The following is a 13,824-nucleotide window of genomic DNA, read 5'->3' on the forward strand; positions in this document are numbered from 1 at the left end:
GTGAGCACCAGCGCGCACTCCACCTGCATGTAGTGGAAGTTCTCGCTCAGCCGCTCCAGCCGGCCCAGCGCCGTACCGACCCCCTGGCCCTTCAGGGCCCCGCGGAGCTTCGCGTTGATCTCATTGTCCAGCCGGTCCTTGGACGCGCTGGCATTGCTGCTGACCTTGTGCCAGCCGTCCGCCGCCTCTTCGAACTGGGCCGGGTCAAGCGCCCTCAACTGCGCGAAAGTAACCATGATGCCGGTCACCAACTCCCCGACGGGCCGCCCGGCGGGGGAATCGGCCTCGTATCCTGCGCCTTGAAGAGCGCCTCAATGGCGTCGTCCTGGTTGGCGAGGTCGTTGCCCGCCTTCTTCAGCTTTCCCGTGAGTTCGCCGCATTCATCGCGCAGGACCTCCAGCCGGGCCTCCCAGGAGTTGAAGACCCGCTGCTGCATGGAGGTGCTCTCCAGCCCCTCCACGCCTTTGCTGGCCGTTCCCGCGCCCTGCTGCCCGTGCTGAAGGTCGCCCAGCGCACGCACGGCATTCCGGCGCAGATCGTCCATGGATGTCGACGCGGTATTCCACGGCCCCTTCGACGATTTCAGATCGCCGTCGCCGCCGCCCTTGCCATCCCCTTTATTCCCGTCCGCACTGGCCAGCCTGGTTTGGACGCTTTTGCCGTCGGTTTCCGTTCCGCCCGCCGCGTCGTAATACGCCTGCCAACGCTCAGACAGCCCTGAGTCCCCCATACTGCCTTCCTCCACCCGCTGAACCATGTTCTTCATGGCAGAACAAGGAAGGTAACAGAGCGCAATAACAGGGGGAAACTCTTCGGAGTTCCGTATCCCTGGCCCGCGGCGCCGGCGGCCCGGTGGCCGTGCCGGGCGGCGGTCGTGCCCGGCGATGTCGTTTGTATGGGCTTTGCAACAGCCCGAGCTTCAGTGGCGATCATGGCGAGGCGCGACCGTATTGTGTCAAAGGTTGCACGTTGTGCAGGTGGGGACGGGGTCCAAGAGCAGGAGCGGGGCCTGCGCCAGGGCCGGATCCGTCGAGGATTGAACCGCTGATCGGGGGATGAGCGCTCGTGGGGCTTGGGGATTTCGTTCCGGACTCGTTGGAGGACTGGGTCGAGGACCGGGTGGAGGACGTCGGTGAGGCCATCGACGTCGCCGGGGACTGGACGGCGGACCGGCTGGATGATGTCGGCTGGGAGAGCGGTGCGGACTGGGTCCGGGACAAGACCGATTCGGCGGCGAACGCGCTGGGTGCGGATGTCGACGAGATGCAGTTGGGTGAGTCCGAGGATCCGAAGAAGCTGGTGCACGGCAGTCCGGACAAGCTGCGGACCACGGCGGGTCATCTGAGGGATTTCCAGACGGCGTTCGACAATGTGGGCAAGGGGTTGCAGGGGCTGGACGCGGCTCATCTCAAGGGCAAGTCGGCGGATGCTTTTCGGGAGAGTGTGTCGGTCGAGCCGAAGAAGTGGTTCTCGGCGGCGGACGCGTGTGAGAAGGCGGGCGGGGCGCTGGACAGCTTCGCGGGGACGGTGGAGTGGGCGCAGAAGCAGGCCGAGACCGCGATCGCGCGTTACAAGAAGGGCAAGAAGGCGTCGGATGATGCGCGGTCGGCGCACAACGACAAGGTGTCGGCGTACAACACGGCGGTGGACGCGTACAACGCGAAGCCTGCGGACAAGCGTGACAAGTCGACGCTGCCGGAGAAGCCGGGGGAGTTCCATGATCCGGGGACGGCGGATGTGCAGGCCGCGCAGGACATTCTGAAGGAGGCGCGGCGGCAGCGGAACGAGGCGCAGACGACGTCGAAGGCGGCGGTGGAGACGGCGCGTGACAAGGCGCCGGCCAAGCCCTCGTACGCCAGGCAGCTGGCGGACGGTGTGGACGGGCTGAACCTGGACGCGTCGCATTTCGTGGGCGGCATCGTCAAGGGGACCGCCGGGATCGTCAAGTTCGCCCGGCAGCTCAACCCTCTGGACCTGTACAACATCACCCACCCCGCCGAGTACGTCACCAACCTCAACAACACGGCCGCCGGCCTGGTGCGTGTGGCCAACGACCCGTGGGGGACGTTGGGCACCATGTGGGACACCTTCCAGAAGGATCCCTCCGAGGGCCTCGGCCGGCTGGTGCCGGAGCTGATCGGCACCAAGGGCCTCGGCGGCATCAAAAAGGTCGCGACCACCGCCCGGCGCGTGGCCGAGGTGAAGCCGCCCGGCCGCGGCCTGCTGGACGAGGGCGGCCCGGCCTCGCGGGCCACGCGCGACGGTGCGAAGACCACCACGGGTTCGGACCCGATCGACTTCGCCACCGGCCGGATGTTCCTGCCGCAGACGGACGTGACGCTGCCGGGCGTGCTGCCCCTGGAGTTCCGGCGCCGCGTGGAGTCGGGCTACAGGGCGGGTCGGTGGTTCGGCCCGTCGTGGTCGAGCACGGCTGACCAGCACCTGGAGATCGGTCCGGAGGGCGTGGTTTTCGTCTGCGAGGACGGACGTCTGCTCGACTATCCGCACCCCGCGCCCGACCTGCCCACCCTCCCCACGGCAGGGTCCGTGCGTTGGCCGCTGGAGCGCACGTTCGACGGCGACTACACCGTCATCGACCCCACCACCGGCCTCACCTACTTCTTCACCGCCCCTCGGGACAGCGCCGACGGGATCGCGCCCATCGAGGAGATCCGTGACCGCAACGGCAACCGGATCGCCTTCCACCACGCCCCCGACGGCACCCCGACCGACATCGTGCACTCGGCGGGCTACCACCTGAAACTCACCACGCACGAAGCCCGTATCACCGCCCTCCACCTCGCCGGCGCCGCGCCCGACGGCAGCGACCAGGAGATCGTCCGCTACGGCTACACCGACGGCGACCTGACCGAGGTGTTCAACTCCTCCGGCCTGCCGCTGCGGTTCGAGTACGACGACGAGAAGCGCGTCATCGCCTGGACCGACACCAACGACCGCCGCTACGACTACATCTACGACAACCGCCACCGCTGTATCGCTGAGGGCGGCACCGCGGGCCATGTCTCCATCCGGCTGGACTACCACGGTGTCGACCAGCGCACCGGCCACCGGATCACCACCGTCACCACCGCCGCCGGCCACATCGCCAAGTACCTGATCAACGACGCCTGCCAGGTCGTCGGCGTGATCGACCAGCTGGGCGCGTACACCCGGACCGAACACGACCGCCACGGCCGCGTGCTGGGCCACACCGACGCCCTCGGGCACCGCACCGCGTACGCCTACGACGACCACGGGCGCCTGGTCTCCCTCACCCGCCCCGACGGCAAGCAGTCGCACGTGTCCTACGACGCCCTCGGCCTGCCGGCCGTCGTCACCGGCGTGGACGGGGCCACCTGGACCCATGAACACGACGCGCGCGGCAACCGCCTCGCCGACACCGACCCCGTCGGGGCCACCACCCGCTACACCTACGACGACCTGGGCCGGGTGACCTCGATCAGTGACGCCCTGGGCGAGACCAGCCGCGTGCGCTGTGACGCCGCGGGCCTGCCGGTGGAGATCGCCGATCCCCTCGGCGCGGTCACCGCCTACCGCCGCGACGCGTTCGGCCGCCCCGTCTCCATCGTCGACCCGCTCGGTGCCACGACCCGCCTGGAGTGGTCGGTCGAGGGAGACCTCCTGCGCCGGACCAACCCGGACGGAACGCGGGAGACCTGGACCTACGACGGCGAGAGCAACTGCACCGACCACGTCGACGCGGCGGGCGGGGTGACCTCGTACGAGTACACCCACTTCGACCTGCTCGCCGCGCGGACCGGCCCGGACGGGGCGCGCTACGCGTTCGAGCACGATGCCGAGCTGCGCATGACCAAGGTCACCAACCCCCAGGGGCTGACCTGGTCCTATGAGTACGACCCGGCCGGTCGGCTGCTCTCCGAGACCGACTTCGACGACCGCACCATCCGCTACGAACACGACGCCGCCGGGCAGCTGATCGCGCGCACCACACCACTGGGCCGGACCATCGCCTTCGAACGCGATGTGCTGGGCCGCGTCGTCGCCAAGGACGCCGACGGCCTGACCACCACCTACGCCTACGACCCGGCCGGACATCTGGTCGCGGCCACGGGCCCGGACACCGAGATCGTCCTCCAATGGGACCGGGCGGGCCGAGTGAAGTCCGAGGTGGTGGGCGACCGCGTGCTGACGCACAAGTACGACGCCCTGGGCCGCCGCACCCGCCGCACCACCCCCGGCGGCGCCACCACCACCTACGCGTACGACGCGGCGGGCAACCGAACCACCCTCACCGCCTCCGGCCGCACGCTGGCGTCCGAATACGACGCCTCCGGGTGCGAGATCGCCCGCCACATCGGGGGCGCCCTGTCCCTGTCCCAGGCCTGGGACGCGTCGGGCCGCCTGGCCGAACAGGCCCTGACCAGCCCCTCGGCCGGAACGGTGCAGCGCCGCGCCTACGCCTACCGGGCCGACGGTCATCTGGTCGGCGTGGAGGACCAGTTGCGCGGCCACCGCTCCTTCGAGCTGGACGCGATGGGCCGGGTCACCGCGGTGCACGCCAGGCGGTGGAGCGAGACCTACGCCTATGACGAGGCGGGCAATCAGACCCACGCCACGTGGCCCGCCAGGCACCCTGGCTCGGAGGCGGCGGGCGAGCGCGCGTACACCGGCACCCGTATCACCCGGGCGGGCCGCGTCCGCTACGAACATGACGCGGCGGGCCGGGTCACCCTGCGGCAGAAGGACCGGCTGTCGAAGAAGCCGGACACCTGGCGCTACGCGTGGGACGCCGAGAACCGGCTGACCTCCGTGACCACCCCCGACGGCACGGTGTGGCGCTACCTCTACGACCCCCTCGGCCGCCGTACCGCCAAGCAGCGGCTGGCGGCGGACGGCGAGACGGTGGTCGAGCGGACCGACTTCACCTGGGACGGCGCGATCCTCGCCGAGCAGACCACCACGGTCCCCGGCCGCACCGACCTGGTGACCCTGACCTGGGACCACGACGGCCTTCAGCCGGTCGCCCAGTCCGAGCGCATCACCGACGCCACCAGTCAGCGCGAGATCGACCGGCGCTTCTTCGCCATCGTCACCGACGTCGTCGGCACGCCTTCCGAACTCGTCGACGAGAGCGGCGAGATCGCCTGGCGCACCCGTACCACCCTGTGGGGCAGCACGACCTGGGCCCGCGGCAGCACCGCGTACACCCCCCTCCGCTTCCCCGGCCAGTACTACGACCCGGAGAGCGGCCTGCACTACAACGTGCACCGCTACTACGACCCCGAGACCGCCCGCTACGCCACCCCGGACCCGCTGGGGCTGGCCCCGGCCCCCAACCCGGCCACTTATGTGCACAACCCGCACACATGGGCCGATCCGCTCGGTCTCTCTCCGTACAAGCGGGCCAACAAAGCGGCCGACAAGGTCGTCAACAACGCGCAGAACGGTGTCAGGAAGGAACTCAAGCCGTACGAGGGGTCGCCTCGCGGCTACCACGGCCATCTGTCGCCCACCCGGGAGCTCGAGATCCTCTCGAACCCGGACGCGGTCTATCTGTCTCAGGGAAAGAGCGGGCGCATGCTCTTCCACCAGGGGGAGGACATCGTCATCACGGAAGGACCCGGCTCCCGCGCGGGGCAGATTGTCACCAGCTATGGGCCGAGTGGTCCTCGTATGGAGTCGGGGGTCAAGGCGTTCGGCGGCTCGCCCGAGGAACCCGGACTGCCGATCACGAGGGATCAAATCATCAATGGCAAGATTCCCTCCGGCGGCAACCCGATCGCCCCGGCCAAGGAGATCTGGCCGAACTTCCCGTCCGAGGGGTGACGCAGATGCTCAGGCTCGAACCCTCAGTCGTCGTCGAACTGTGCGGCCTTCCGGGAATCCCCGAACCGCCCAGGTACTTCCCAAGGGGCCTTTTCGTGGACGCCGGTCCGCGCATGAACGCGGCCGAGTACGAGCGGTATGTCATCCACGAGACCGTCGGAAGCGTCGACTGGGACTCACCGGAAGGCGTGGACGAATTTCGGTTCGACCGCACGACCGGGCTTTTGTCCCGGGTCTCCCTGCGTATTCCGGAATATCTGGAGGAGGACCGCGACCGGGCCTTGGGCTGGCTGTCGGTGGATTCCACACCGGGGAACCTTCGCCTGATCGAGCCGAAGGCGGACTTCCATGTCGAGCCCGCGGGGGCGCGATGGAGCACCGACCGCGAGCTGATCCTCCTGCGCGACGGCCCGGACGCGCCGACAGCAGCGGACCCCGCGGACCGCTTGCGCGTCCAGGTGGCCCCGGGGCTGCATCTGCTCTTCGCGGACGGACTGCTCACGGGCTGGATGCTGGACGCCCCGGAGTCGCGCATCTCCCCGTCGTCCGGTCAGCCGTCGTCCAGCCCTCCCGACCCCGTGCTGGCACAGGTCCTGGAGGACTACCTGCGGCTGATGGCGTTTCCGGCCCTCGACGACCTGATGGACGGCGAACCGGGCTTCCGGCGCTCGCTCGAGGAACTGGCCGCGCGCATCGACGTCGGCGGCGGAGCGGCCGACCGGAGGTCGGCCTTGCGTGACTGCATCGATGACGTGATCAAGGAGTGGTACGAGGAGTAACCGATCCCGCGCGCCCCCTGATACGTCCGGATCCCGTTTGTGCGGGATTTGCAACAGCGGACTTCTTGACCGCAACTTTGCCGTTCTTTGGCCTTACGGTGGAGGGAGTTGCTCATGCGGACGCTGATCGGGGGATAAGCGATCATGGGATGGGGGGACTTCGTTCCGGACTCGATTGAGGACTGGGCCGAAGATCGGGTCGAGGATGTCGGCGAGATCGTCGATGGTGTGGGGGACTGGACCGCGGACCGGCTGGACGACGTCGGTTGGGAGAGCGGTGCGGACTGGGTCCGGGAAACGTCGGATTCGGCGGCGAACGCGCTGGGCGCGAATGTCGACGAGATGCAGCTCGGCGAGACCGAGGACCCGAAAAAGCTGATCCACGGAAGCTCTGGAAAGCTGCGTTCCACGGCGGATCATCTGAGGGATTTCCAGACCGCATTCGACAACGTGGGCAGGGGGTTACACGGGCTGGACGCCGCCCATCTCAAGGGCGAGGCGGCGGAGGCCTTCCGGGAGAGCGTGTCGATCCAGCCGAGGAAGTGGTTCACGGCCGCGGACGCGTGCGAGAAGGCCGCCGGGGCGCTGGACAGCTTCGCGGGGACGGTGGAGTGGGCGCAGGGGCAGGCCGCGGAGGCCATCGCCCGCTACAAGCAGGGCAAACAGGCGTCGGAGGAGGCCCGCTCGACCCACAACGAGCGGGTGTCGGCGTACAACACGGCGGTCGACGCGTACAACGCCGCGCCCGCTGGTGAGCGTGACCGTTCGTCGCTGCCGGACAAGCCGGGGGAGTTCCGCGACCCGGGCACCTCGCACCTCAATGTCGCCCAGGAGATCCTGAGCGAGGCGCGGCGGCAGCGGAACGAGGCGCACACCACCGCGAAGGCGGCGGTGGAGACGGCGCGCGACGCGGCGCCCGACAAGCCGTCGTACGCGGAGCAGGTGAACGACGGCTTTACGGGGCTGGCCCTGCACTATTCGCACTTCTACGGCGGCATCATCAGGGGCACCGCGGGCGTCGTCAGCTTCGCGCGGCAGATCAACCCCTTCGACCTCTACAACATCACCCACCCGGCGGAGTACGTCACCAATCTCAACAGCACGGCCGCCGGGCTGGTCCAGATGGCCAATGACCCGTGGGGGACGTTGGGCACCATGTGGGACACCTTCCAGCAGGATCCCTCCGAGGGCCTCGGCCGACTGGTTCCCGAGCTGATCGGCACCAGGGGCCTGGGCAGCGCCAAGAGGGTCGCGACCACCGCGAGGCGCGTGGCCGAGACGAAGCCGCCCGCCCGCGGCCTGCTGAACGAGAACGGGCCGCATGGCCACGACACCCCCAACAGCGGGAAGAGGTCGGACGGCTCGGACCCGATCGACTTCGCCACGGGCCGGATGTTCCTGCCCCAGACGGACGTCACGCTCCCGGGCGTGCTGCCCCTGGCCTTCCGCCGCCAGGTCGAGTCCGGCTACACGGCGGGTCGGTGGTTCGGGCCCTCGTGGTCGAGCACGGCCGACCAGCACCTGGAGATCGGCCCGGAGGGTGTGGTGTTCGTCTGTGAGGACGGACGTCTGCTGGACTACCCGCACCCCGCGCCCGGCCTGCCGACCCTGCCCACGGCGGGCATCGCGCGCTGGCCCCTGGAGCGCACGGTCGACGGCGACTACACCCTCACCGACGTCGACAACGGCCACACGTACTCCTTCACCACGCCCCGGCACGATCCCGATGGCATCGCGCCGATCGAGGAGATCCGCGACCGCAACGGCAACCGGATCGCCTTCCACTACGCCCCCGACGGCACGCCGACGGACATCGTCCACTCGGCTGGCTACCACCTGAAGCTGACATCGGAGGACGGCCGGATCACCGCCCTCCACCTCGCGGGCGCCGCGCCCGACGGCAGCGACCAGGAGATCGTCCGCTACGCCTACACCGACGGCAACTTGACCGAGGTGTTCAACTCCTCCGGTCTGCCCCTGCGGTTCGAGTACGACGACGAGCGCCGTGTCATCGCCTGGACCGACACCAACGACAGCCGTTACGACTACGTCTACGACAACCGCCACCGCTGCATATCGGAGGGCGGCACCGAAGGCCATGTCTCCATCCGGCTGGACTACCACGGTGTCGACCAGCGCACCGGCCACCGGATCACAACCGTCACCACGGCCGCCGGCCACATCGCCAAGTACCTGATCAACGATGCCTGCCAGGTCGTCGGCGTGATCGACCAACTGGGCGCGCGCGCCCAGACCGAGTACGACCGCCACAGCCGGGTGCTGGCCCACACCGACGCCCTCGGACACCGCACCGAATACATCTATAACGACATCGGCCATCGAGTGGGCGTCGTCCGCCCGGACGGCAAACGCTCAAGCGTGGCCTACAACGACTTGGGCCTGCCAACCTCGACCACCGGAGTCGACGGGGCCATCTGGACCCAGGAGTACGACGAGCGCGGCAACCGCATCGCCGTCACAGACCCTGCCGGGGCCACCACGTGTCACGCGTTCGACGACCTGGGCCGTCTGACCTCGATCAGGAACGCGCTGGGCGAGATCACTCGCGTCCGCTGCGACACCGCCGGTCTTCCGGTGGAGATCACCGACCCGCTCGGCGCGGTCACCGCCTACCGGCGCGACGGCTTCGGCCGTCCCGTCGCCGTTGTGGATCCGCTCGGCGCGATGACCCGACTGTCCTGGTCGGTCGAGGGCAGGCTCCTGCACCGTATCCGCTCGGACGGGGCGGAGGAGTCATGGACGTATGACGGCGAGGGTAACTGCGTCAGCCACTGCGACGTGATGGGCCGGGTAACCTCGTACGAGTACACCCACTTCGACCTGCTCGCCGCGCAGACCGGCCCGGACGGGTCCTGCTACAAGTTCGAGTACAGCACCGAGCTGCGTCTGACCAAGGTCACCAATCCGCAGGGGCTGACCTGGTCCTATGAGTACGACCCGGCCGGTCGGCTGATCTGCGAGACCGACTTCGACGACCGCACCATCGGCTACGAACACGACGCGGCCGGACAATTGGTCATGCGCACCGCGCCAACGGGGCAGACAGTCACCTTTCAGCGCGATGTGCTTGGCCGCATCGTCGCCAAAGATGCCGATGGGGAGACCACCACCTACAACTATGACCCGGCGGGGCGCCTGGTCTCGGCCTCCGGCCCGGTCGGGAAGATCGTCTTCAAGCGCGACCGGACCGGCCAAGTCGAGTCCGAGATGGTCAACGGTCGGGTGGTGACGCACCAGTACGACCTGCTGGGGCGCCGTACCGGCCGTACCACTCCCATCGGCGCGACCACCACCTACGCCTATGACGCCGCGGGCCATCGCGCCACCCTGAACACCTCGGGCGTCACTCTTGACTTCGAGTGTGACGCGGTCGGCCGTGAGACCACCCGCCGTATCGGTGACACTTTAACCGTGTCCCGGATCTGGGACACGGTGGGACGCCTGGCTGAGCAGACCTTGACCGCCTCGTCGGTTGGAACGGTCCAGCGCCGCGCCTACAGCTACCAGGTGGACGGCCACCTCGTCGGCGTCGAGGACCATCTGCGCGGTCGCCACTCCTTCAAGCTGGACACGGTCGGCCGGGTCACCGCCGTCCATGCCCGAGGTTGGACCGAGACCTACGCCTACGACCAGGCGGGCAACCAGACCCACGCCTCATGGCCCGGCAACCACCCCGGCGCCGTGGCGACAGGCGCCCGGGCCTATACGGGCACCCGTATCACCCGTGCGGGCCGGCTCCGCTACGAATACGACGCGGCCGGCCGCCTCACCCTCCGGCAGAAGAACCGGCTGTCGAAGAAACCGGACACCTGGCGTTATGAATGGGACGCCGAGGACCGGCTGACCTCCGTCACGACTCCCGACGGCACACGGTGGCGCTACCTCTACGACCCACTCGGCCGTCGTACCTCGAAGCAGCGCCTGGCTGCGGACGGCGAAAGCGTCCTGGAACAGGTCAACTTCACCTGGGACGGCGCGGCCCTTGTGGAGCAGACCACGGCCTCACCCGGACGCTCCGATCTGGTGACCCTGACCTGGGACCACGAGGGCCTCCACCCGGTCGCTCAGACCGAGCGCATCACGGACGTCACCGGTCGGTACGAGATCGACCGGCGCTTCTTCGCCATCGTCACCGACCTCGTCGGTACCCCGACCGAAATCATCGACGAGGCCGGCGAGATCGCCTGGCGCACCCGCAGCACTCTGTGGGGCGGCACCACATGGGCGCGCGGCGGCACCACATACACTCCGCTGCGTTTTCCGGGGCAGTACTACGACATCGAAAGCGGCCTACATTACAACTACTATCGCTATTACGATCCTGAGGTCGCCCGTTATGTCTCTCCAGATCCCCTAGGGCTGGCCCCGGCCCCTAATCCGGCCACCTATGTCAATAATCCGCACACGTGGACCGATCCCCTGGGACTGTCGCCCTACCCGCTCGGGGAGAGAAGCAACCCGTTCCCGACGCGGGCCGACGCGGAGCGGGCCGCCCATGAGTTGGCGGGTATCGGGCCGGACGCAGAACTCCTCGCGGAGTGGCAGGTGGTGGGGGACATCCGGCTGAGGCATGTCGAGGGCTATGTGTACTCGGATAACCTTACGCATTGGGGCAACTTCCGCCAGTACGAGACGCCCAACGGCTCTCGGGTCGTGGTCGAGCATACGCATGACCCGGCCGGTCCCCACTTCCATGCCGGGAAGCCCAAGGGCGATGACGCACGCGAATTTGTGAACTTCGGCTGGGACAACCGCAACTACGGCGAGATGGAACGGTATGGAAAAATCAATAAGCCCGGCGGTGATCACCACTTGTTCTACGATCAGTGAGGCGAATCATGGTGGACCTGGACAGGGAAATCTGGCTGAGGAAGATTTCGGCCAGCGGGCTGGAGATGATTGATGGCCCGCCGCCCGGGAACGTTCCCTCGGTTCTGGACGCGTGGAAGCGTGTGGCGAGCGTGGAGACGGAACCCGTCGTGGCCATCAGGCAGGACCACCCGGACGCTCTGTCGGAAGTGAACCGACAGTGGTCTCTGTACGCATCTGAAAACGGACTCTTTACCAATGACGGATCCTTCCTCATCAGCGTTGCGGGACGCGGCAGCTCGAAGTTCGGCTGGGCGCGCGTGAAGTGGTCCGAGGAATGTGCGTTGGCCGAGAGGCTTCAGGACGAAGGATCTCCCGAGTTTGTCGGGATGTCGCTCGACGGACGCTGCATCTGCGCCGTCACCACGGAAGAGTGCGACTACTGGATCGTGGTCCATCGAATGGTGTGAAGCCGCGTGAGACGAGAAGGGCGAGGTCTATGACGCACAAGGACGGTTGACGTACTGCACCGCAAGTCCATGTGCTCGTCGACCTCGCCCGTCAGGCAGCCGGCGGCTTACGGACGCCGGGCCGGCGGCAGCGCCGCCCCGTGCTCCCGCGCCCACTCCTCGAAGCCGGTCACGCTCAGGCCGAGCGCCTGCGCGTACCGCGGCGACGCGGGCTGCCCCACGACGTTCAGCCGGTCGTACGAGACACCGATAGCGGGCGGCATGCCCGCGGCGATGGCCTCCTCCACCGTCATGTCCGGGGCGGCCAGTTCGGCTCCGCTGGCGCGTGAGAGCACCGCGGCGATCTCGGCCATCGTCAGCTCGTCACCCGCGAGTTCCAGCTCCACGCCGTGGAACCGCTCCGGGTCGGTGAAGGCGGCCGCCGCGGCATGGCCGATGTCCTGGACGGCGATCAGCTTCACCACGGTGTCGGGCTTGATGACGGTTACCAGCCGGCGGCCGTCGCGGCCGAACAGGAAGCCGGGCTCAAGGAAGTTCTCCATGAAGAAGCCCGGCTTGAGGAGCGTCCAGTACCGGAATCCCGCGTCACGCACCCGGTCCTGGAGCGCGGTCTTGGTCTCGTAGTAGTGCTCCACCGCCTTCCAGCGCCCCTCGGCCCAGCCGGCTGTCTGACGGTGCTGTCCGGCGCCGGAGACGGAGGTGTGCACCAGCTGCTCGACGCCCGCTTCGGCCGCCGCGTCGATCAGGTTGCGCCCGCACACCCACTCCGCGTCGCCCTGGAGGTCGGCCAGGTCCGGCATCTGCACCGAGAAGACGGCGCGCACCCCGTCCACCGCCCGCGTCACGGCGTCGCGATCCCGTAGATCGCCGGTGACGAGCTGGGCGCCGAGCTCCGCCAGGGCGCGGGCCCGTTCGCTGCCCGCGTCGCGTACGAGGGCGCGTACCGGAACGCCCTGCGCCAGCAGGGCCCGGGCGGTGGCGCCACCCTGTTTGCCGGTGGCGCCGGTGACGAGTACGGGTGCGTGCGCGGATGCGGTGGTCATGCCGCAGCCTCCTAAACGGTGGGGTCCGCCACTTATCTTCCGCGTACAATACGGAGGGGTCCGCCGTTTAGCAAAGGTCAAGGTGACGAAGGTGTCCGACGTCCAATCGCGCACACAGCGCGCCGACGCCCGCCGCAACTACGCGCGCCTGCTCGCCGCCGCGGAGGCGGAGGTCGCCGTCCACGGCGCGAACGTCTCGCTGGAGCAGGTCGCCCGCACCGCCCAGGTGGGATCGGCCACCCTGCGCAGGCACTTCCCGAACCGGGGCGCCCTGCTCGCCGCCGTCTTTGAGCAGCGGTACGAGGCCCTGTGCGACCTCGCGGCGGACCTGACCGCGCGGGACGACCCCCAAGCGGCGCTGCTGGAATGGCTGCGCGCCATCGGCCACTACGTCGCCTGCGCGCGCGGCATGGCCGCAGCCCTGACCGGCCACACCGCCGCCGAAGACGAACACTGCGCCACCCGCCTCGCCACCGCCGCCACCCCCTTGGTGCGCCGTGCGGTCGCCGCGGGCGCCGTACGGGCGGACGCCACCGCCGCCGACCTGCTGACCGTGGTCGCCGGCATCGCCCTGGCCACGGAACACCACCCCAACGGCGCGGCCGAAATGGACAGGCTGCTGACACTGGTGACGGAGGGGCTGGTACCGCGCGGCACCGGCGGCTGACCGGCGTGCACGGGGGGCGCGGTGGTCGTCACCGACGTCGAGCTGGTGCGCGACGAGAGCGACGCGGAGCAACTGCGTTTCCGCCGCAACGGCGAGCCGGTCCGGTGGCACGTCTGCACGATGACCCTTCGCCGCCGGGGCGGTCCGGCACGTGGACGAGACGCTGTTCCGGACGATCGACGCCCGGAGGAATCAGGCACTGTCCGATGGGTCGCGTGACCGGTGCC

General features: G+C 68.7%; 7 protein-coding genes and 1 pseudogene. 5 read left to right on the plus strand and 3 right to left on the minus strand.

Annotation, left to right across the window (positions count from 1 at the left end):
• A pseudogene (locus tag ABTY62_RS43515) lies at positions 1-248 on the minus strand (alpha/beta hydrolase); the annotation flags it as partial.
• On the minus strand, positions 245-766 hold the full coding sequence (locus ABTY62_RS43520; RefSeq protein ID WP_352134929.1) for a hypothetical protein: 522 nt from the start codon (positions 764-766) through the stop codon (positions 245-247). The pseudogene ABTY62_RS43515 and the gene ABTY62_RS43520, both read right to left, overlap by 4 nt.
• A 299-nt stretch (positions 767-1,065) precedes the next feature.
• On the opposite strand from ABTY62_RS43520, the gene ABTY62_RS43525 reads away from it, so the two are divergent.
• From ABTY62_RS43525 to ABTY62_RS43540, 4 genes are all read left to right on the plus strand, one after another.
• A complete protein-coding gene (locus tag ABTY62_RS43525; RefSeq protein WP_352134930.1) occupies positions 1,066-5,808 on the plus strand; it encodes a putative T7SS-secreted protein in 4,743 nt (1,580 codons plus the stop codon).
• A 95-nt stretch (positions 5,809-5,903) separates the two neighbouring features.
• Positions 5,904-6,587 carry a hypothetical protein gene (locus ABTY62_RS43530; RefSeq protein ID WP_352134931.1) on the plus strand — a complete coding sequence of 228 codons (684 nt, stop codon included), beginning with the start codon at positions 5,904-5,906 and terminating at the stop codon, positions 6,585-6,587.
• 144 nt (positions 6,588-6,731) lie between these two features.
• On the plus strand, positions 6,732-11,438 hold the full coding sequence (locus tag ABTY62_RS43535; protein ID WP_352134932.1) for a putative T7SS-secreted protein: 4,707 nt from the start codon (positions 6,732-6,734) through the stop codon (positions 11,436-11,438).
• Positions 11,439-11,446: 8 nt separating this feature from the next.
• The gene (locus ABTY62_RS43540; protein ID WP_352134933.1) at positions 11,447-11,887 is read left to right on the plus strand and encodes a hypothetical protein; all 441 of its coding nucleotides are present in this window, start codon (positions 11,447-11,449) and stop codon (positions 11,885-11,887) included.
• Between the two features lie 107 nt (positions 11,888-11,994).
• On the opposite strand, the gene ABTY62_RS43545 is transcribed toward ABTY62_RS43540, so the two are convergent.
• Positions 11,995-12,930 carry an NmrA/HSCARG family protein gene (locus ABTY62_RS43545; protein WP_352134934.1) on the minus strand — a complete coding sequence of 312 codons (936 nt, stop codon included), beginning with the start codon at positions 12,928-12,930 and terminating at the stop codon, positions 11,995-11,997.
• A 91-nt stretch (positions 12,931-13,021) separates the two neighbouring features.
• Here ABTY62_RS43545 and ABTY62_RS43550 point away from each other — a divergent pair, with 91 nt between their 5' ends.
• Complete coding sequence (locus ABTY62_RS43550) at positions 13,022-13,597, plus strand: TetR/AcrR family transcriptional regulator (RefSeq protein ID WP_352134935.1); 576 nt, start codon at positions 13,022-13,024, stop codon at positions 13,595-13,597.
• Positions 13,598-13,824: the final 227 nt, after the last annotated feature.

The sequence above is a fragment of the Streptomyces sp. NPDC097640 genome, assembly GCF_040302705.1.
Lineage (GTDB): Bacteria > Actinomycetota > Actinomycetes > Streptomycetales > Streptomycetaceae > Streptomyces.

Excerpts from the sequence above, each read along its gene's own strand:
- ABTY62_RS43520 (WP_352134929.1), bottom strand. The coding sequence starts at position 766 with ATGAAGAACATGGTTCAGCGGGTGGAGGAAGGCAGTATGGGGGACTCA.
- ABTY62_RS43535 (WP_352134932.1), top strand. The coding sequence starts at position 6,732 with ATGGGATGGGGGGACTTCGTTCCGGACTCGATTGAGGACTGGGCCGAA.
- ABTY62_RS43540 (WP_352134933.1), top strand. The coding sequence starts at position 11,447 with ATGGTGGACCTGGACAGGGAAATCTGGCTGAGGAAGATTTCGGCCAGC.
- ABTY62_RS43545 (WP_352134934.1), bottom strand. The coding sequence starts at position 12,930 with ATGACCACCGCATCCGCGCACGCACCCGTACTCGTCACCGGCGCCACC.